Origin of the sequence: Ferruginibacter sp., from assembly GCF_049840995.1 — a bacterium.
GTDB lineage: Bacteria > Bacteroidota > Bacteroidia > Chitinophagales > Chitinophagaceae > Ferruginibacter.
In genome coordinates this window covers 868,022-888,710 of sequence record NZ_JASGIP010000004.1, presented here as the reverse complement: position 1 = coordinate 888,710, position 20,689 = coordinate 868,022, and the positions used below count along the sequence as shown (strand labels likewise).

The following is a 20,689-nucleotide window of genomic DNA, read 5'->3' as shown; positions in this document are numbered from 1 at the left end:
AGTAAAATTGTAAATTTGTATAACAGGCAACCTGGAATTTAAAAAAAGCATATCAATAAAATCATTTTTTATGAGGTTATTTAAAGCAAAACATTTTTTCCTGTTCTTCTTTGTACAAACCTTATTTGTGCTGAGCGGGTTTGCACAATACAAAACCTATAAGCTGTCTGAAAAAGGCGACACACTGAATGCTATTGACAAAAAAGACCAGAAGCAGGGCAAATGGGTGAACCGGGTGGAGGAATTGCGTGGCGAACCTGGTTACGAGGAAGAAGGTCTTTTTAAAAATGATAAAAAAGAAGGTATATGGCGCCTGTATAATTTAACCGGTGACCTTATTGGTGTAGAGAATTTTAAAAATGGCGGCAAGGATGGTATTCAGCAATATTACACTTACCTGGGCGACCTGTACCGTGAAGAAAGCTGGCGTGGCTACGACCCCGATGCGCCTTATGACACCGTACCTGTGTATGGTGCCGGTAATGGAGAGATCGTGGATTATAAAATTGTAAAAGCCGAGCAATACAGCGTAAAGCATGGTGAATGGAAATATTTTGATCCTTCCACCGGCAGGCTGATAAAGAGTGAAAAATACTTCCGTGGTGCACTGGAAAAACCCAATGCCGTACCAACAACGCCGGTTGCTGCCACACCTGACAAAACAAAAAAACCGGAAAAAACGCCGGAAATGCTGGAATGGGAAAAAAAGAATAAGGGCAAAAAGAATGCGTTGCGAGACGGGCGAACGGGAATGTAGCTAAGGATGATTTACATATAACTCAGTATGAAAAATAGCCGGTCTTTTCTATTTATTTTGATCTGCATAGCGGTTAGTATATCCGTTCATTCGCAAACTGCTACCCAAAGCACCATCACTTATGACCTGCTGAAACATAAAAGAATTTACCGGTTAGGACTAAGCAATAAAAGCTATTTGTTAGAACTTATTTCAAAAGATAGCTTTGCTATTTTTTATAATTTTCAATGTGTTGAACCCGCTATAAAAACAGATAGTGGTAAATTTGCAATAAAGAACAACACTATTTTACTTACCAACAAAACCGGCAAAACATACGCTTTTGTTTACAAAGAATTTCCTGCTGCAACGGTATTGGTGAATGGATCAATTGCAAACAACCCCGCCAACAATAAAACAAAACAGTTGCCCCTTGAAGATGTTGAAACTTTTTTATCCGGCAAAGACCCTCTTGACAATTTGTTTTACTTTGAATTAAGGTAAGGATACGCTTAAGCTTCCTTAAAAAAATTTCTAAAATAATACAATTGGAACACCACCGCATTTTTCCAATAGATCCAGTTATGCTCTCCCGGTCTTTCAATGTATTCGTGTGGTATTTTCAGCTCCAGCATTCTTTGATTGAGCAGGCGGTTGCCATTGATAAATATATCTTTTATCCCGCAATCAATGATCATCTTCAATGAAGTATTGGTGTAATTTTCAATTACGTTCACTACAGAGTAATCGTGCCAGTTCTTTGCATTTACGGTAGTATCGCCAATACGTTTCATGATATCAAAACGGTTACGGCTTTCACTAAGGTCCACTCCCCCGCTCATGGATCCTGCTGCGCCAAAAATTTCCTGGTGGCGTAATGCAAGGAATAAGGCGCCATGGCCACCCATACTTAAACCGGTGATGGCGCGGTGCTGTTTATCGGCAATAGTGCGGTAATGCTGGTCTATATAATTGACCAGTTCCGTTGCCACATAAGTTTCATAACGGAAGCTGCTGTCTACAGGGCTGTCGAAATACCAACTGCTGAAGCCACCGTCGGGGCAAACGATAATGATGCTGTCTTCATCAGCCACTGTTTTTAATTCCGGCGCTTTGATGATCCAGTCGCTGTATTTGCCGCTGTAGCCATGCAGCAGGTACACGGTTGCAAAATGTGCTTGCTTGTTTTTATAGGCCGCTGGTTTTATTATTACACAGTTAGCTGCCCTGTGCATACTGTTGCTGTATACGGCAACGGTATCAACCGTGGCAGCAGTTACTGAAATTGTACTCAACAGCATTGCAGCAAATACCATATTCTTTTTCATGCAAACATTTTATACGGCAAGATACAGATCGTTCCATTAAAAAAGCTGTCCCCAACAAGTCGGGGACAGCTTTTAAATATTTGTATTACGGATCGTTTATTTGATCTCTTTCTGCATCGGGTTGCCATTACCCATTGCAGCGCCTCTTGGGCCACCACCACCGCGTCCGCCGCCGTTTCCTTTGAACAACTGGAACTTGCTTGGCTCTGTTACAGTTGGCCAGCTGTTATTATTCTCGTTGATATCAGCCGTTTCCCTCAATGGATCCAGTTTTATAGAAGCCACTTCTTTATCTTTCATAAAGGTCTTCACTACTTTGTTCTCATTTTTGCGCCACACCTGGGCAGGTATCCTGTCAATCTCTTTTGTACCATCTTTATAAGTCCATTCAATTATGATCGGCATTATCAAGCCACCTTTGTTACTGAAGGTGAGTTCATACATATTTTTCTTACCAGCAATTGCAAAACGCTCTGCTTCAGTAAAAGTATCGATAGCCGCCATTGGAGGCGCCTGTATCTCAAATGGTGTACTGTCTACTTTAGCAAGTCCCCTGTCGTACTTCCAGTAAAAATCCCTCAATGATTCATCCGCATCAGTTGCAAATACGATCTTTTTATCTTCCCTGTTCCTGATCTTGGATATATCATCAAATGTATTCAGGATCGGTTTGGGTACCGCCTGTTTGTTACCACCACCATTATTGAAATTACCGCCTCCGCCGCGTTGCATCGGCTCGGTGCTTAAATTGGCCCATTTAACTGTATCCAGCGAAATATCACAGGCATCTGTACCATAGAACCATCCTCTCCAGAACCAATCCAGGTCTTCGCCACTGGCATCTTCCATAGTTCTGAAAAGATCGGCAGGTGTTGGGTGTTTAAACGCCCAGCGTCTTGCGTATTCTTTAAAAGCATAGTCGAACAGGTCGCGGCCCATGATCGTTTCTCTCAAGATATTCAAACCGGTTGCAGGTTTGCTGTAAGCGTTAGGTCCAAACTGAATGATATTTTCACTGTTGGTCATGATCGGCTCCAGCTGATCTTTGGGCAAACGCATATAGTCGATTATCTTATAAGCAGGTCCTTTGCTCACAGGATATTTATTATCGAACAGTTCTTCTGTAAGGTATTCCACAAATGAGTTCAAACCTTCGTCCATCCAGGTCCATTGCCTTTCATCACTGTTGATGATCATCGGGAAGAAGTTATGTCCCACTTCGTGTATCACCACACCCAGCATACCGTTCTTGGTACCTTCGCTGTAAGTGCCGTCTTTTTCGCAACGGCCATAGTTAAAGCATATCATCGGGTATTCCATACCGTTAGCAGCCTCTAAACTTTGCGCTACAGGATATGGATACGGGATGGTGAATTTTGAATACGTTTTGATAGTATGTGCTACCGTTTTGGTGCTGTATTTCCTGTACAGGTTATAAGCCTCTTTGCCATAAGCGCTCATGCACATTACTTTTTTTCCTTCTACTATAGCAGGCATAGCATCCCAAACAAATTTGCGGGAAGAACCCCATGCAAAATCACGTACCATATCTGCTTTGAATATCCAGGTCTTTGTAGCTTTTGATTTTGTTTTTTCTTTTGCGGTGGCTTCTGCAAGATTTACAATTTCTGTAACGTCCGTAGCGGTTTGTGCAGCTGTCCATCTTTTTAATTCATTGGCAGAAAGTACAGCAGGATAATTCTGGCATTGGCCGGTGCCCATTACCACGTGATCGGCAGGAACGGTCATGGCCACTTTAAAATTACCGAAGGTGAGTGCAAACTCGCCGGTACCGGTAAACTGGTGGTTCTGCCAGCCCTGGAAATCGCTGTACACACAAAGGCGCGGATACCATTGCGTCATTGTGTACAGGTCGTTACCATCTTCGGGAAAATATTCAAAACCGCCGCGACCGCCATACTTGGTACGTTCGATGATATTGTAATTCCAGTCGATTTTAAAAATAAACTGCTGACCCGGTTTTAATGGTTGCGGCAGTTCCACCCTCATCATGGTTTTATTAACGGTGTACTTTAATAGTTTTCCTGTTGCATCTGCCACACGGGTGATATTATCGCCGTATTCCCTGTCTTTATCCACCTTTCCGGTAAATGCCTGTATGCTGGCTTCGTTTACCCTGGTGGGCATATAGCTGCTGTTCTCGTAACCTGCATTGTTTACCGAACTGTGCGAATTCTCGTCCAGTTGCAGCCACAGGTAGGTCAATACATCGGGCGAATTATTGTAATAGGTCAATGTTTCTTTACCGGTAAGGCGACGGTTGGGTTCGTCCAGCTCGCAGGTAATATCATAATCGCAGCGCTGTTGCCAGTACTTTGGGCCGGGTGCACCGCTTGCAGTACGGTATTCGTTGGGCGTTGGAAGAATGGTTCCCAACTGTTCAAACCTGTTTCCGTGGTTGCTGCCGGGATTGTTTTTTATATCCTGGGCATTGGCCGAAAACATACATGAACATAAAATTGCTAAGGCTGTAAATTGTTTCATGCTTATTTTATGTTGTTTTAATTTTTTTTGAGTTTGCAAACTACTTTCATTTTTTGTTATTACCCGATCCATCTTTCCACAATCATTTTACATGCTACACCAAATGCAATTGCCGACAGCGTCCACACCCACCAGGTTCTTTTGATCTTTAATTTATTTACTATTAAAAAACTTAATAACAGGATGCACAATACCACTATCGCCTGCCCTGCTTCCAGCCCGATATTGAATGCAAATAAGCTCCAGCCGATGGATTGATCTCCTGCCAGCATAAAGCGGATGGTATTGGCAAAACCAAGGCCGTGTATCAATCCAAAAAAAAGCGCCAGGAAATAGTTGAGCCTTAAATTGCGGGGTTCAAAATCTTTCTGAAAAAAGTTGAAGACAGCTGTAGCGACAATGGTGCAGGGTATTAAAAATTCCACCAGGCTGTCTTTTATTTTAATGATCTCGTAAACGCTTAATGCCAGGGTAAGGGAATGGCCGATGGTAAAAGCGGTTACCAGTACCAATACCTGCTTCCAGTTCTTCAACAAGTATATAGCACTTAAAGCTAATACGAAGAGTATATGATCCAGCGCATCCCAGCTGATGATATGCTCCCACCCCAGTTTAAAATAAAATGTAAAATCCTGCATTAAAGACCTGCGGCTTGAATGTTTGTGTTAGTTTTGCTGTTCAAATATCTTTAAACTGGTTTTTAATACCTAATATCTTTGCTAAATGGTATCAATTTTATTTAAATGGTTGCTTTTACTACAGCTGTTCGGCACACCTGCCCAACCGGCTGAAACAGCTGCTGCAACTGGTATGCACCCCATTTTTATGAGCGTTACGGAAATTGAACTGAACAGCAAGGAAAAAACACTGGAGATCAGCTGCAAGATATTTACCGATGATTTTGAAAAAACATTGCGCCAGAATTATAACACCACGGTTGACCTTATTAATCCAAAAGACAAAGAGGCCATGAATAAACTGGTGAATGATTATGTGCAAAAACATTTTACTATAACAGTGAATGGTAAAAAAACAAGCTTGCAGTTTATTGGTTATGAGAAACAGGAAGAAGGTATTTTAAGCTATTACCAGGCCAGCAATATTACCGCTGTAAACAAAATAGAGATCACGGATAATATACTCTACGATTACAAAAAAGAACAGATCGGCATTATACATGTAACGGTGGACGGTAACCGAAAAAGCACTAAGCTGAATAACCCTGACGACAAGGCGAGTTTTGAGTTTTAAAGTACAGAGTTAAGAGTACAGAGTTCAAAGTTGAAAGTTGAAAGTTGAAGATTAGAGTACTATCAACTTTGAATTTTCAACTTTCAACTTTGAACTAGCAACTACTATCACTCTTCCATTTCTTCCTTTATTTCCTCCGATATTTTTACTAAAAGTTTATCGATGCGCTGGCCGTCCATATCCAGTATCTCAAAGCCAAAGCCGCGCCATTCAAAGGTTTCGCCGGCAACGGGGATATGTTCCAGTTCATGCAGTACAAAGCCTGCGAGTGTGTCAAAATCATGTTCCGCTTCATTCATCCATTCGGTTTTTTCAAAGCGGGTTAAAAAATCATAGAAAGGTATCTGTCCATCTACTAAAAAGCTTCCGTCGGCCCTTTCGGTAATTTCATATTCATCCTGGCCTGTTTGGGGCACATCGCCTACTATCGCTTCCAGTATATCGTTCAGCGTTATCATCCCTTCCAGCGTTCCATATTCATTTACTATAAAGCAGCTGTGGATCTTTGTTTCCTTGAATTTTTCCAGTAACTGGTAAGCCGTATTATTTTCCGGCACAAACAAAGCGGGTTTTGTAATGTCTTTCAACAGTGTGCCCGGTGCGGCTTTCAACAGGTCTTTGATATTGATGGTGCCTTTGATATTGTCCACTGTTTCATCGCATACCGGGTAGCTGGAGTAAATGATGGAGTCGATCTTATCTTTTACCTGCTGCACGGTTTCGTTGCCATCAAACCAGGCAATATCCGTGCGGTGTGTCATCAGCGAAGTGATATTCCTGTCTCCGAGATGAAATACCCTTTCAATGATCTCTTTTTCCTCCTCTTCAATGGTGCCGTGCTCGCTACCCTCGGTGATCATTGCTTTGATCTCTTCTTCCGTAACGGCATTATCGTTGGAGGGTTTTATATTGATGAGCTTAAAAAATAATTGAGATATTTTAGATAGCAACCATACAATGGGTAATGTAATGGTAGATAAAAAATTCATGGGGCCTGCCACCAGGCGGGCAATTTTTTCTGCCTGCAGCATACCCAGCCTTTTGGGTATCAGCTCTCCAAAAATGATGGATAAAAATGTTACCACCACTACTATGAGCACGGTGGAAATGGTTTCGGCATAAGGCTTAAATAGCTGTATGCTGCCAATATAAGGTTCCACATAAGGGCCCAGCCTTCTTTCGGCGTACACACCCGATAAAATAGCAATGAGGGTGATGAATATCTGGGCAGTGGCCAGGAATTTTTCAGGATTGTCTGACAACGCCAGTGCGGTTTTGGATTTGGTATCGCCTTTGTTTGCCTGGCTTTCCAGCCTTGCTTTTCTTGCACTTACCAACGCAATTTCACTCATTACAAAAAGTCCGTTCAGGATAATAAGTACCAGTAAAATAATTAATGGGCCCATAGTTTTTTATAGTAATCCGTAGGTTCTGTTAAACGATTTTCCGGACAAATATCCGATAAGTATTCCAATAACCGCTCCTGCCGTAACATCCAGTGGATAATGTACCCCTACGTATACCTGCGCAAAGCAAATGGAAAATGCCCATAAAAAGAACAAAAGGGTCCATTTACCCAGTACATTTTTCAATGTAATATACCAGAACATGGCAAATGCAAAATGATTGGTGGCGTGTGAAGAAGTAAAACTGCTGCTTTGCGGCCTGTAGCCCACCAATACCCTTACCCAGCCTGCAATGGCTGGCTCGTTGCAGGGCCTTAGGCGATGAAAATTTTTCTTTTATCAGCTGACTGCTTACCACGTTTGCCAAAAAAACGGTACCGGCACAGAAAATGACCCACCACCAGCCTGTTTTTCTATAATTACTCACTACCAGCAGTAATAAAAAAAAATACAGCGGGTACCAGGTACTGGCACTGCGTAATATGGGCATTAAGCCATCAAAAAAACTGTTGTGCCATTTGTAATTGATCAGCCTGAACAATTCCCTGTCGTATGATAATAGCTGTTGCATTATTGGTATTTCCCCGCGGCTCCTCCGCTGATCTGTTAAATTATGATCATCCAAAAATAATTAAACTAATTTAGCATCCTGATAAATTATAAAAATGGTTTTTTTAGAAAGGATACCCCGTTTACTGCGCTGGATATTTTCAATTGTGCTGCTGTTGTTGTTTACCATGACGGTCTTCCGCTTTATTTTTTACTTTAAATACAATCCACCAGGTAAAGCATTTTCCGGCTCTGCTTTTATAATGGGGCTGCGTTTTGATGCCCGGATAGCCTGTATAGTTGGGTTGGCCGTTTTAATACTCACTTTTATTCCGTTCTTAAATCCTTTTAAAAATGCGGGCGCAAAAAAATTCTGGAACTTCCTGTTGCCGCTGGCATTTACTATACTGGTGTTTTTTTATTTCGTGGATTTTTATCATTTTGATTACCTGCACCAGCGTTTGAACGCTTCTGTATTGAATTATTTGCAGGATGCCGGCATTTCCTGGCAGATGATGTGGCAGACTTACCCGCTGGTAAAAGTTACGATTGCCATTATTGTGCTGGTGCTTGCCGCAAGATTTATTTTTGGCAGGCTGTTGCAATCCTATATTACAAAAGACAGTTTTTATAAGAGAAAAGGCGTATTGCTGTATATCATTTCTTTTTTGTTGCTGGCGCAGATCATCATTGGTAAGATTGTGGTGATGTCGGGACAGTTCCCTTTACGCTGGAGCGATGCCTTTACGTTAAAAGGAGATTTTGAAGCAAACCTCGCACTGAATCCTTTCCAGAGTTTTTTCAGTACACTGAGCTTCCGCCATTCTACGTATGATATTAAAAAAGTAAAGGAGGATTATGCGCTCATGTCATCTTACCTGGGCGTGCAAAATCCTGACAGCAGCACACTCAATTATGAAAGGAAATACACTTTTACAGATAGCAGTAAGCGGCCCAATGTGGTGCTGGTGATCTGCGAAAGTTTCAGTGCTTATAAAAGCAGCATGTACAACAATCCTTTAAATACCACGCCGTATTTTAATGAACTGTGCAATAACGGTATTTTCTTCGACCGCTGTTTTACGCCTGCCTATGGTACGGCAAGAGGTGTATGGGCCACCATTACGGGTATACCGGATGTGGAAAGTCCGAGTACTGCCAGCCGTAACCCCAATGCAGTGAACCAGCATACCATTATCAATGATTTTAATAATTACGAACATTATTATTTCCTGGGCGGCAGTGCTACCTGGGCCAATATACGTGGATTGCTTACCAATAATATCAATGGCCTGCATTTATACGAAGAACAGGATTATAAAGCCAATAAGATAGATGTATGGGGCATCAGCGATAAGAATTTATTTTTAGAGGCCAATAAAGTTTTGAAAGAACAGAACAAGCCTTTTTTTGCGGTTATACAGACAGCAGACAACCACCGGCCCTACACTATACCCGCAGAAGATGACGCCGCTTTTAATAAAGTATCTTTTTCAACAGATTCATTAAAGCGTTTTGGCTTTGAAAGCAATGATGAAATGAACGCTTTCCGTTATACAGATTTTTGTTACCAGCAGTTCATGGAAGCCGCTAAAAAAGAACCCTATTTTGGTAATACCGTTTTTGTGTTTGTGGGCGACCATGGTATACGTTTTAACGGTACGCTGGAATATTTTCCCAAAAGCTGGACGGAACAGGGTTTGAGCTGCGAGCACGTGCCCCTGTTATTTTATGCGCCTAAATTATTACAGCCAAAAAAGATACACGAGGTTTGCAGCCAGGCCGATGTATTGCCCACCATTGCCGCCATCACAAAAACGCCTTACCGCAATAATACTTTTGGGCGCAACCTGGTGGATACATTCGTGCCGCTTTCAGAATATAAATCCATTCAGCGTGGTGAAAAATATGCTTTCGTTATCGATCATGATGTAAGAACGATCGGTCTTGTATCGGATGAGTATTATTTTCTGAAGAATTTAAAAACAGGCAAAGAAGATTTTGTATCCATGCTGAATAATAACCCTGTTGAAAAAAATGCCCATACCGACAGTGTAAGGAACTACCTCAGCAGGCTAACCGATGCTTATTACGAAACTTCGAAATACCTGTTACTCAATAATAAAAAGAAATAACGGGTTGCGGGTTTCGTGTTACGGGTTTGATTGTTTGCGAATGATTAAAGTAATATTTAAACAAATAACCCGTAACCCGTTAACCCGTAACCTTTATACTCTTGCCCTTTATCATTATATACCCATATTTTTCCCTTTTGATCATTATATTCGCACTCATTAAAAAAGAACCTGGCCTACTATGAATAAATGGAAAGTGTCTAAAACTATCCAGTGGATGATAAACCTGTTTGTCATTTACCTGTGTATGTTCACGGCATTCCGTATTGCTACGGCTATTCTTTTTAAACCGAAGACCATTGGCATACTGGAACTGGTGCCTTCTTTCTGGCTGGGCTTAAAATACGACCTGCGGTGGATCGCTATTGTGCTTTCGCCCATCATTGTATTATCTATTTTTAAAAGGTTCTCTCCCTTTCATTCTGCCAAAACAAAAAAAATATGGACCATTTATCTGGCAGTGATCACACTGGTCATCATGTTTTTTTACGGGGCCGATTTTGGTAATTTCAGTTACAATCACACCCGCATTGGCGCCAGCGCTTTAAATTTTAAAGACGATCCTTATGAAATGTTCCGCATGGTTTGGGAAACCTATCCTATTGTATGGATACTGATCGCTTTGGGCATTGCGGTTTTCTTTACTGCAAAACTGTTCCGTCGTACACACGGCGCTGTGGATGCCAATAATTACTGGCACAAGTTTGAATACAAACGCAGGTGGTACCTTGTTGCATTGCTGCTGATGTGCTGGTTCGTGTTTGGTTTTTTGCAATTAAGGCCTTTAACCAGGCAGGATGCTTATAAACTGAATGATAATTTTAAAAGCTACCTGGCACTAAATCCTTTCCAGAATTTTATTACTTCGTTAAAACAGCGCAGCCCCGATTTTAATACCAGCGCCGCAGCAAAATATTACCCATCCATTGCATCTTACTTACAGCTCGATTCCATTACCCGTTCAAAATATAATTACGAACGCATTATACAGCCCAACAGCCACAGCCTGGAAAGCAAGCCCAATGTTGTATTGGTACTTTGCGAAAGCTTCAGCATGTATAAAAGCAGCATGAGTGGCAACAGACTGAACAGTACGCCTTACTTTAACGAACTGTGCAAGAACGGTGTTTTCTTCGATCATTGCTTTACGCCTACGTTCGGTACTGCCAGGGGTATTTTTGCAACCATTACCGGCATACCCGATGTACAGCTGGCTAAATTCTCCACGCAAAATCCAGAAGCGGTCAACCAGCAAACCATCATCAATAATTTTGATGGTTATAATAAATTTTATTTTATAGGAGGCAGGAGCCAGTTCAATAATTTCCGCGGACTGATGAGCAATGTGGATGGTATTGATATTTATGAGAAAGGCCGTTACAATTCTTCCGAGATAAATGTGTGGGGCATCAGTGATAAAGATCTTTTTGCAGAGGCAGGTACTGTTTTGCAGCAGCAAAACAAACCTTTTTTTGCGGTGATACAAACAGCGCATAACCATCGCCCCTTTATGATACCTGCCGGTGAAAAAGAATTTACCTGCGATAAGCCAGACAAGGAAACCCTTGCTAAAAACGGTTTTGAATCACAGGCAGAGTATGAAGCTTTCTGCTATACTGATTTCTGCTTTAAAAAATTCATGGAAGCCGCCAAACAACAGCCTTATTTCAATAATACCATCTTTGTTTTCATTGGCGATCATGGAGTGGAAGGCGAATCAGGCGCAGTTTATCCCAAGGCATGGAATTCGCACCGGTTGAGTGATGAGCATGTGCCCTTGTTGTATTATGCACCATCTTTGTTACAACCGGCAACTTATCATTACACCGTTTCGCAGGTGGATGTGTTACCGACGCTTGCAGGAATGATACACCAGCCTTATATCAATACTACTTTAGGAAGGGACGTGATCAACCAGCAGGATATACTGCATGCGGCATTTATCATTCATCACGACGAAGGCAATATCGGTGTGGTAACAGATGATTATTATTTTGTAAAGAATATCAACATCAGCCAGCAGGAACTGGTGCCTGTAAAAGACGATCTGCCACCACTCACACCGCAACAATCAGATTCTGTAAAGAAACAATTATCAGAATTGACCTCTGCAATCTTTGAAACCAGCAAATGGATGTTGGTGAATAATAAGAAGAAGTAAGAAAGCTACAAGAAGAATAGCCGCAAGGGATAAGTACTTCGTTTGAAGAGTATGCTTTTGCCTTGTAGCTTGCAGCTATACCCCTTTCCTGGCTATCATAATAAGCCTTGGTGTTTTTTTGATATCGTAATTAGAGAAATTATAATCCCCAAACACTTCCTGTATCTGCAGGCCCTGGTAGGCAAACATTTCGGTAAAGTCGCCTAAAGAGAATTTCGCTACTTTTTCTGTGTACACCATTGGCTCATTCATCGACTCATCTTCAATCACTATCTTTTTATAAAAATGCGTTTCATCATACCATTTGGTAATGACAAAGTTGATGCCATCGATCTCTTTTTCGGATTGATGCACCAGGTGATCTTCTGCATAATGTACATTCAGGTAATCCATTACAAAACAACCGCCAGGTTTTATGGATTGTGCAATGGTACGGATGGCATTATCATGCTCCCGCCGGGTTTTAAAATACCCGAAGCTGGTAAAAAAATTGAAGGCGTAATTAAAATAATTGATCCAGAAAGGCAGGCGCATATCGTGGCGGTAAAAATGCAGGTTCTCGCTTTCGTGCTCCAGCGCTATTTTGATACTGTCTTCGCTCAGGTCGATACCGGTAACATCAAAGCCTTTGCCCGCCAGTTGTATGGAATGCCGGCCCTTGCCACAGGCAACATCCAGCATAGTACTTTTGGCAGCAGGTTTCAGGTAGTCGATCAGTTTATCGATAAAAGCAGCCGCCTCTTTTTCATCCCGGTTAAAATACAACTGGTGATAATAAGGAGAATTGAACCAATCTTTGAACCAGGGCTGTTGCATAGGGCAAAGTTACGGGTTAAAATGTTACGGGTTAAATAGTTACGGGTTATTTGATAGTTGATTTTGTAAAAGAACCAGTCATTCGGCAACGATCAAATAACCCGTAACCCGTAACTTTTTTGCGTCTTAACCCTAACTCCTCCTGCCCCAACTTTTCCTTATCTTTGCCATCCCTAAAACAGAAGCGTATGGCATTGATAAAAAGCATATCCGGAATAAGAGGTACTATCGGCGGAAAAACAAATGATAACCTTACACCGCTGGATGTAGTAAAATTTTCCGCAGCATACGGCACCTGGCTGATGCAGCAAAGCAGTAATCATAAAATTGTTATTGGAAGAGATGGCAGAATAAGTGGCGAAATGGTGAGCAGCCTGGTGGTAAATACACTGGTTGGATTGGGACTGGATGTTATAGACCTGGGCCTGAGCACTACGCCAACCGTGGAAATGGCAGTAAAATTTGAAGCTGCTGCAGGCGGCATTATTTTAACCGCCAGCCATAACCCCAAAGAATGGAATGCTTTAAAATTACTCAACAGCAAAGGTGAATTCATTAGTGGCGATGAAGGGAAACTGATACTGGATATTGCTGCAAAAGAAGATTTTAATTTTGCTGCAGTGGATAAATTAGGAACTTATACCAAAGAAGAAACATCGCTACAAAAGCATATTGACGCCATTGTAAATTACGAACTGGTGGATGTAGCGGCTATTAAAAAAAGCAAATTCAAAATTGTAATAGATGCAGTGAACAGTACCGGTGCCATAGCGGTGCCTGCATTGTTAAAAGCATTGGGTGTAAAAGATATTACTGTGATCAATGAGGAAGTGAATGGCAAATTTGCACACAACCCTGAACCATTACCGGAACATCTGACCGGCTTAAGCGCTGAAGTGGTAAAGCAAAATGCCAGCCTTGGTATTGCCGTTGACCCGGATGTTGACCGCTTGTGTTTTGTTTGTGAAGATGGCAGCATGTTTGGTGAAGAATATACGCTTGTAGCCGTGGCTGATTATGTGTTGAGTAAAAGAAAAGGCAATACGGTAAGTAATATGTCTTCTACCAGGGCATTAAAAGATGTAACTGTAAAGCACGGTGGCGAATACACGCCGAGCGCTGTTGGTGAAGTGAACGTAGTGAACAAAATGAAAGCGACCAATGCTGTTATTGGCGGCGAAGGTAATGGCGGCATCATTGTTCCCGATCTTCATTACGGCAGGGATGCCCTGATCGGCATTGCGTTGTTTTTAACCCATTTGGCCAATAGCAAAAAAAGTATCAAACAATTAAGGAACACCTATCCTGATTATTTCATGAGCAAAAATAAAATTGCTTTGGAAAATGGTACAGATGTAAAAGATATTTTTGAAAAGATAAAAGTAAAATACAAAAACCAGCCTATCAATACAGAGGATGGTTTAAAGATAGAATTTGATTCGGACTGGGTGCATTTACGTACCAGCAATACCGAGCCTATCGTTCGTATTTATGCAGAAAGTAATTTTGAAACCACGGCCGATAATATTGCAAAAAGACTGATGCAGGATATTGGGCAGATGATGTAACCCCCTCCGCCCCCTGAAGGGGGAACTAATCATGGAGGAGATTAATGCGAAGCATTAGGTAGAATGATAGTAAAAGTGATAACTTATTTCTAATAAACTAACAAACTAAGTTCCCCTTTAGGGGACAGGGGTATATGAACAGAATTTATTTCGACAACGCTGCCACTACCTCGCTGGATCCACAGGTACTGGAAACCATGATGCCTTATTTAACAGAAAAATTCGGCAATCCCTCTTCTATTTATTCCTATGGCAGGGAAACGAGAATGGCTATTGAAGCGGCCCGTAAATCTGTAGCTAAAATTTTAAATGCACACCCTGCAGAAATATTCTTTACCAGTGGCGGTACCGAAAGCAGCAATACTGCTATTACTGCAGCCATCCGGGATCTTGGCTGCAGGCATATCATCACCTCTCCTATTGAACATCATGCTGTATCGCATTCGGTTGAGCATATTGATAACCTCGACGCAGCCAAAGTAAGTTATGTAAAACTGCTGCCGAATGGCCATGTGGATATTGATGATCTTGAAAAATTACTGGCACAAAGCGAAGAAAAAACACTGGTTACTTTAATGCATGCCAATAACGAAATTGGTAATATCCTTGATATGCATGCTGTAGGTAATCTCTGCAAATTGTACAATGCCATTTTTCATAGCGATACAGTACAAACTGTGGGTCATTTTCCTTTTGACCTGAGAAATACACCGGTACATTTTATTACCGGCGCTGCACATAAATTCCATGGCCCTAAAGGTGTGGGTATTTTATACATCAATGAAAATGTAAAAATAAAACCTTTTGTACACGGCGGCAGCCAGGAACGCAACATGCGTGCCGGTACCGAAAACCTGTATGGTATCGTTGGCTTTGCAAAAGCTTTAGAACTGGCTACTGCAGGTTATGAAGAAGACAGCGCACTGATCGGCACACTGAAATATTACATGATGGATGAGCTGAAAAAAAATATTCCGGGTGTGGCTTTTAATGGGGATACTTTAGGCAGAAGCTTGTATACTGTGCTGAGTGTAAGTTTTCCCAAGACGGAAAAATCAGAAATGATCCTCTTTAATCTTGATATCAATAATATCTGTGCCAGTGGCGGCAGCGCCTGTACCAGCGGCGCCGACCAGGGCAGTCATGTTATCCGTGCTATCAACAATAATCCTAACCAGGTAACGGTGCGCTTTAGTTTCAGCAAACACAATACTAAAGCAGAAGTGGATGCGGTGGTAGGGAAATTGAAAGAGTTGGTGTAAGAGCATGCCTGTGGCATGTTCGATTGGTAATTGCCACAGGCAATTACGGAGCACGCCAAAGACGTGATCTTACGTATCGCCTCCCTTCCAGTTTAACACATTGTTTCTGATATACCATGCAATCCGCTCATACTCTCCTTTATTTCGAATGATACGATCATGAAACCGCTGTTGCCAATTGAAACCAGCAAAATCATTTTCATTACACCACTTCTTTACATTCCCTTTAAAATGATTGATAAAAGAACTTACTGAACCTTTTGTCAATGGAGATAAACCTGTGACACTAGTGTATGCTTTATTTTCTAAATTGAGTATCTCAACTATAAGATGAATATGGTCCGGAAGAATGGCCCATTCTGTAATGGCAATAATAGTTGGGCTACTGTTTATATACAATGGGTTGTTTGTATAAGGGTTTTCTAAAGTTTCATCCGGGTAAAATTGCTGGATATTATCTTTCAGGTATGATCCAATAGCAGATAGTGTGATCTGCTGGTTTTTGATCTTTCCAAAAAAATGTGCCCGGTCTTTAGTAATGATGGTTATAAAATAATATCCATCCTGGGAATAATCGTAGTTGTATAACCGATATTGTTTGTGTTTTTTGTACATAGAAATAATCGGATAGTTGATTATTTTCTATGATAAGGATATCAAGGAAATGGTTGCATGCGGGATCATGCCTGCGGCGTATTTTGTTTTCGCCATGGGCGAAAACGGAATTTGCCTTTGGCAAATTGAATTCGCCACAGGCAAATTCCTACGAATACCCCAATTTCTCCACCAACTCCTTTGGTAACACCGGCAGTTGCCGCCTGTCAATTAAAAAACTGTTCAGCTGCGCCAGCTCTTTAAAAATATAATGTTTGTCCATGGCGGCTTTCAGGTAACCGGCACCGGTACTGCCACCGGTACCAATACGGGTGCCGATCATACGGCGCACCATATTGATATGCCGGTTGCGCCAGTTGGCCAACTGGTTATCTATTTCTAATAATGTATCCAATAACTGAAAGGGTAATTCCAGCATAGGATAACCACGGTACAGCATAATGAACAATGCTGCACGGCTGGCCCGGGGCGATAAATTCCTTCCGGGCATTTCAGGTTCGTCATCAAATACGGCAGCAAAAAAAGCAGCATTGTCTTTTTCTGCATCTGCAAGGCTGCTCACATATACCTGTTGATAATTTTGCCAGAATTCTTCGGTGATAAAAGGCATTCTTTCCAGCCATGCGTTGATCAGTTCCAGCACCGACTTACCATTCTCTGCTGCTTTGATTATTGCAATATCTTTTTCTTTTAATTGAGAAGTGTAATAGTGTTGGCCATGCCGCTGATCGAATTTCAAGCCCAGCTTTGCTTCCATTACTTTAAACTGGTAACTCTGAAAACCCGATGCAGGGCGCAGCATATCACGAAAATCCAAAAAGTCCATTGGGGTCATCGTTTCCATAATATCTATCTGCTGTACCAATACTTTTAAAATAGTGGCCACTCTTTTTAAACGGTGCACCACGGTTTGCATTTCGGGAGAATTATCATTCAATGCAGGTTGATTCATGATATCGATCACAGAATTCACTTCAAACAGAATTTGTTTGAACCACAGTTCATACGCCTGGTGAATAATGATAAAAAGCATTTCATCATGCGCAGCTATCTTACCTTCTTTAAAACTTTCCGGTTCCTGTGCGCCGGTAATTTTATCGAGTTGCAAATATTCACTGTAGTACACTACATTATTTTCCATAACAATATTTTGGTGAACAAACTTAAGCAATGTATCAGCGTAAAAAATATTTTTTTACTGCACTGTATTTGTTAATGACTGGTGAACAAAAAATTCCTTTAACGTTTTCTTATCTAAATAGAAGCACTATGGCATGCTATTGTAATAATATAATCAGGCAGTAATTAAAAAAACTGTTACAGCAATAAAATGATCTATTGAACAATTACTACAACTATTAAACATATAATCACGTAGTTAAACTTTCTCTGGTTTTAGTTTTTAATGGCTATACTTTAGGTTTAAGCGGTACCTGTAAAAGGGTGCCGCTTTTTATATGTGTTTTAGCAGCTATTTTCTTAAATTTGCCACCCGATAGTAAATCACGATAATTCATGGGAAGAATATTTGAAGTTAGAAAAAGCGCCATGTTTGCCCGCTGGGATAAAATGGCTAAAAACTTTACCCGTATCGGTAAAGAGATCGCTATAGCTGTAAAAGCCGGTGGCCCCGACCCGGAAAATAATCCTGCTTTAAGAAGGTGTTACCTTAACGCCAAGGCCTGCAACATGCCAAAAGACCGTGTAGAAGCGGCTATTAAAAGGGCTATGGGTAAGGACAAAACAGATTACGATGAAATTGTATATGAAGGCTATGCACCTCATGGTGTAGCCGTAATGGTGGAAACAGCTACCGACAACTCTACCCGTACTGTTGCGAACGTAAGAATGCACTTTACCAAGGGTCACGGCGCATTGGGCACCAGCGGCTCGGTGGCTTTTACCTTTAACCGCATGGGCGAATATAAACTTAAAAGCGCCGGCCAGAATATTGAAGACCTGGAGCTGGACCTGATAGATTATGGCCTGGAAGAGATCGGCGAAGATGCAGACGGCAATATTGTACTGCGTACCGCTTATAACGAATTCGGTAATATGAATAAGGCATTGGAAGAAAGAGGCATTGAAGTGATCAGCGCCGAACTTACCCGGATACCTAATACCACCGTTGAATTAAATGAAGAACAAAGTAATGAAGTGCTGAAACTGGTGGATATGCTGGAACAGGATGATGATGTGCAGAAAGTGTATCATAACCTGAAATAATCATAAATGATCTTGTTGAAAGCCGTCTCTTACTTTATGAGGGACGGTTTTTCTTTTGTATCATTTTTTTACCTTCCCGCATAGGCAATTTAAAATTTCGAATAGTTCATTTTTGCTTTACTAAACATATAGGATACCCGAAAATTATAAAAAAAGAATCACTTAAGCCACTCCCACCGCTTAGCCCAATCCAGCAATACCGCCTGCCGCCATTTAGAGATCGTTTCGCCGCCCTGTATCTTTCCATTGTACAGTGATGGATCGGACTTATCCGTATACCAATTGTTGCCCAATTGGTAATCAGTTGCGTTGCGTTTACCAGGCCAGAGATTACTAACCACTATTGCTCCTTCTTTCAAAGGGAAACCGGGTATGGAGGAGGTGAAAGTATAACGTAATGTTTCCGCCTGCTTGGGAATATACCGCAACGCATACTGGCCATTGCCGAGATAATAGCCGGGCCATTTTTGTACAGCAGTTTTACCGTAGGGCACTTCCATCCAGAAACAAGCAGAATCTGCAGGAAGGTTCACTTTTGGCCCTTCAAAATTAAATTCTATGATGGCGCAAAATGCAATCGTATCTGATACAGTGGTAGCGTTGTTGAAAATAACCCGGGAGCTGTGATCAAACTTTTCAAAACTGCCGCCCCAGCTTTCACGCAGCGGGTTATTGGGATCTCCGTCCATCATGTACAACAGCGAAGGCGTATCGCCCATCTTTACTTCGCCATTGTAATAATTTTTAAAATCTTTACCCAGGTAGCCTGCCGACTGAATATATTGCTCATAGTAGCCGGTACTTTTTATACTGTCTAATTTATTATTGTTGGAGAAGAAACCATAGTAAGAAGCATTCACTTCAATGAACCAGAGCGCCGGAAAATTTTTAGTGATATAGGCATAACTGTTAGCACTCCATTTTTTATTGGGGCCGCCGATCCAGTATACTTTTATTTTGTTTTGAATTTCGGGAGCATCGTGTAATGCCTGTGCCAGGTCTTCCAGTCCACCCCAAACCAATACCCACAACGGTTGTGCTGTTTTCTTTTTCGCACAGCGAATGATCCAGTTGGAACCTTCTGTAGCAGCAGTATAACCTGCATACGTCGCATTACCCTGCCTGCCCTGCTTTACCACCGACCGCAAATAACGGGGCGTTGCAAGGCCTTTTTGATGCGTCTGCAGCTTAGGCAGGTCTTTTTCGTACAGGCCGATCATTCGTAATATCTCTTCTTTATTGCCTTTTCCATAAGAGGGTGAAGAAACCAATCCTTCAATATTGAACCGGTCGCTGTACATCAGCAGGTGTGCCATCGATTGGTTATCGTCCGGATCGGTACCGCCAATATCAGTACTTACCAATATGCGGGGTTTTACCGGCACCGGTTGCTGCGCTGCCAGTTCATTCAACTGAAAATATAGAAGGGATAAGAAAACTAGCTTTTTCATGCTATAAAAATAAAGCATTAATATTCTAAGCAAAATAAGCCTGGGGAAAGAATAGCGCAATGTAAAAAAGAAAAAGCCCTGTAAGTCAATACTATCAGGGCTTCTGTTGTTGTGCGTACTCGGGATGGGAGTTGAACCCACACTCGCATTGCTGCGAACAGGATTTTAAGTCCTGCGTGTCTACCAGTTCCACCACCCGAGTGTATGGTAGTGAAAAAAAATCCCGACGAATCGGGATAATTTGGAGCGGAAGACCGGGCTCGAACCGGCCACCCCGACCTTGGCAAGGTCGTGCTCTACCAAATGAGCTACTTCCGCGTGTACCTGTAAGCTTTCCAAAGGAGTCCGTTGGACCAGCTTGCAGTTAAAAAGAACTTTTGTTTGTATCCGGAAGCTGGAGCTTCCGTGTACCATTTTTTTCGGACGGCAAAAATAAGGGTTGTATCGCTACAACAAAAATTTTTTTACTTATATTTTGGATTATACAGGGTATTTTCTGGTACATGCACTTCAGGCTTGCCTTTATAGCGGTGTGTGTACAAATTATAGCACATTCCCAAAACAAATGCCACGGCTAAAAAAACCTGGCAAAACCAGATAAAACGTGAAGATGATACCCAGTTATAAGTAAAATCTTTATGCGAAGTATCAATGAATTCCTGTTCCATGTTTTAAAATTT

General features: G+C 41.6%; 18 protein-coding genes and 2 tRNA genes. 8 read left to right on the top strand and 12 right to left on the bottom strand.

All coding sequences use genetic code 11. From position 1 onward, the window contains the following. Positions 1-70 precede the first annotated feature (70 nt). Both QM738_RS14615 and QM738_RS14610 read left to right on the top strand, forming a co-directional pair. A complete protein-coding gene (locus QM738_RS14615; protein ID WP_462277464.1) occupies positions 71-757 on the top strand; it encodes a hypothetical protein in 687 nt (228 codons plus the stop codon). A 27-nt stretch (positions 758-784) separates the two neighbouring features. Continuing rightward, the gene (locus tag QM738_RS14610; protein ID WP_462277463.1) at positions 785-1,240 is read left to right on the top strand and encodes a hypothetical protein; all 456 of its coding nucleotides are present in this window, start codon (positions 785-787) and stop codon (positions 1,238-1,240) included. An 8-nt stretch (positions 1,241-1,248) separates the two neighbouring features. Here the strand turns inward: QM738_RS14610 and QM738_RS14605 are convergent, their stop codons facing one another. The 3 genes from QM738_RS14605 to QM738_RS14595 form a co-directional block, all read right to left on the bottom strand. Continuing rightward, entirely contained in the window at positions 1,249-2,064 is an 816-nt protein-coding gene (locus tag QM738_RS14605; protein WP_462277462.1) for an alpha/beta hydrolase, read from the bottom strand. A gap of 96 nt (positions 2,065-2,160) precedes the next feature. Next, positions 2,161-4,569, bottom strand: a complete 2,409-nt coding sequence (locus QM738_RS14600) for a M1 family metallopeptidase (RefSeq protein ID WP_462277461.1) — start codon at positions 4,567-4,569, stop codon at positions 2,161-2,163. Between the two features lie 59 nt (positions 4,570-4,628). Next, the gene (locus QM738_RS14595; protein ID WP_462277460.1) at positions 4,629-5,207 is read right to left on the bottom strand and encodes a HupE/UreJ family protein; all 579 of its coding nucleotides are present in this window, start codon (positions 5,205-5,207) and stop codon (positions 4,629-4,631) included. Between the two features lie 85 nt (positions 5,208-5,292). Between QM738_RS14595 and QM738_RS14590 the strand changes: the two genes are divergently transcribed. Then, the gene (locus QM738_RS14590) at positions 5,293-5,820 is read left to right on the top strand and encodes a DUF6702 family protein (protein WP_462277459.1); all 528 of its coding nucleotides are present in this window, start codon (positions 5,293-5,295) and stop codon (positions 5,818-5,820) included. Positions 5,821-5,927: 107 nt separating this feature from the next. On the opposite strand, the gene QM738_RS14585 is transcribed toward QM738_RS14590, so the two are convergent. Both QM738_RS14585 and QM738_RS14580 read right to left on the bottom strand, forming a co-directional pair. Then, positions 5,928-7,226, bottom strand: a complete 1,299-nt coding sequence (locus QM738_RS14585; RefSeq protein ID WP_462277458.1) for a hemolysin family protein — start codon at positions 7,224-7,226, stop codon at positions 5,928-5,930. 6 nt (positions 7,227-7,232) lie between these two features. Continuing rightward, positions 7,233-7,520 (bottom strand): phosphatase PAP2 family protein, encoded by a 288-nt coding sequence (locus QM738_RS14580; RefSeq protein ID WP_462277538.1) that lies wholly within the window; start codon positions 7,518-7,520, stop codon positions 7,233-7,235. 371 nt (positions 7,521-7,891) lie between these two features. On the opposite strand from QM738_RS14580, the gene QM738_RS14575 reads away from it, so the two are divergent. Beyond that, positions 7,892-9,910, top strand: a complete 2,019-nt coding sequence (locus QM738_RS14575; protein WP_462277457.1) for an LTA synthase family protein — start codon at positions 7,892-7,894, stop codon at positions 9,908-9,910. A gap of 181 nt (positions 9,911-10,091) precedes the next feature. Continuing rightward, positions 10,092-12,071: an LTA synthase family protein gene (locus tag QM738_RS14570; protein ID WP_462277456.1), complete on the top strand. Its 1,980-nt coding sequence runs from the start codon at positions 10,092-10,094 to the stop codon at positions 12,069-12,071. A 75-nt stretch (positions 12,072-12,146) separates the two neighbouring features. On the opposite strand, the gene QM738_RS14565 is transcribed toward QM738_RS14570, so the two are convergent. Continuing rightward, positions 12,147-12,887 (bottom strand): class I SAM-dependent methyltransferase, encoded by a 741-nt coding sequence (locus QM738_RS14565; RefSeq protein WP_462277455.1) that lies wholly within the window; start codon positions 12,885-12,887, stop codon positions 12,147-12,149. A 188-nt stretch (positions 12,888-13,075) separates the two neighbouring features. On the opposite strand from QM738_RS14565, the gene glmM reads away from it, so the two are divergent. Together glmM and QM738_RS14555 are read left to right on the top strand one after the other, a co-directional pair. After that, on the top strand, positions 13,076-14,455 hold the full coding sequence (gene glmM / locus QM738_RS14560; protein ID WP_462277454.1) for a phosphoglucosamine mutase: 1,380 nt from the start codon (positions 13,076-13,078) through the stop codon (positions 14,453-14,455). Positions 14,456-14,589: 134 nt separating this feature from the next. After that, the gene (locus tag QM738_RS14555) at positions 14,590-15,717 is read left to right on the top strand and encodes a cysteine desulfurase family protein (RefSeq protein ID WP_462277453.1); all 1,128 of its coding nucleotides are present in this window, start codon (positions 14,590-14,592) and stop codon (positions 15,715-15,717) included. Positions 15,718-15,786: 69 nt separating this feature from the next. Here QM738_RS14555 and QM738_RS14550 read toward each other — a convergent pair whose 3' ends face one another. Next, positions 15,787-16,332 carry a transposase gene (locus QM738_RS14550; protein WP_462277452.1) on the bottom strand — a complete coding sequence of 182 codons (546 nt, stop codon included), beginning with the start codon at positions 16,330-16,332 and terminating at the stop codon, positions 15,787-15,789. A gap of 148 nt (positions 16,333-16,480) precedes the next feature. Continuing rightward, positions 16,481-17,473: a tryptophan 2,3-dioxygenase gene (locus tag QM738_RS14545; protein ID WP_462277451.1), complete on the bottom strand. Its 993-nt coding sequence runs from the start codon at positions 17,471-17,473 to the stop codon at positions 16,481-16,483. Positions 17,474-17,847: 374 nt separating this feature from the next. Here QM738_RS14545 and QM738_RS14540 point away from each other — a divergent pair, with 374 nt between their 5' ends. Then, positions 17,848-18,558, top strand: a complete 711-nt coding sequence (locus tag QM738_RS14540; protein WP_462277450.1) for a YebC/PmpR family DNA-binding transcriptional regulator — start codon at positions 17,848-17,850, stop codon at positions 18,556-18,558. Between the two features lie 158 nt (positions 18,559-18,716). Here QM738_RS14540 and QM738_RS14535 read toward each other — a convergent pair whose 3' ends face one another. The 4 genes from QM738_RS14535 to QM738_RS14520 all read right to left on the bottom strand — a co-directional run bounded on the left by QM738_RS14535 (position 18,717) and on the right by QM738_RS14520 (position 20,677). Continuing rightward, the gene (locus QM738_RS14535) at positions 18,717-20,009 is read right to left on the bottom strand and encodes a nucleoside hydrolase-like domain-containing protein (protein WP_462277449.1); all 1,293 of its coding nucleotides are present in this window, start codon (positions 20,007-20,009) and stop codon (positions 18,717-18,719) included. A gap of 116 nt (positions 20,010-20,125) precedes the next feature. Then, positions 20,126-20,211 (bottom strand) — tRNA-Leu (locus QM738_RS14530). Positions 20,212-20,251: 40 nt separating this feature from the next. After that, positions 20,252-20,327 (bottom strand) — tRNA-Gly (locus tag QM738_RS14525). Positions 20,328-20,473: 146 nt separating this feature from the next. Continuing rightward, positions 20,474-20,677, bottom strand: coding sequence for a hypothetical protein (locus QM738_RS14520; RefSeq protein WP_462277448.1), 204 nt, complete (start codon positions 20,675-20,677; stop codon positions 20,474-20,476). Positions 20,678-20,689 lie beyond the last annotated feature (12 nt).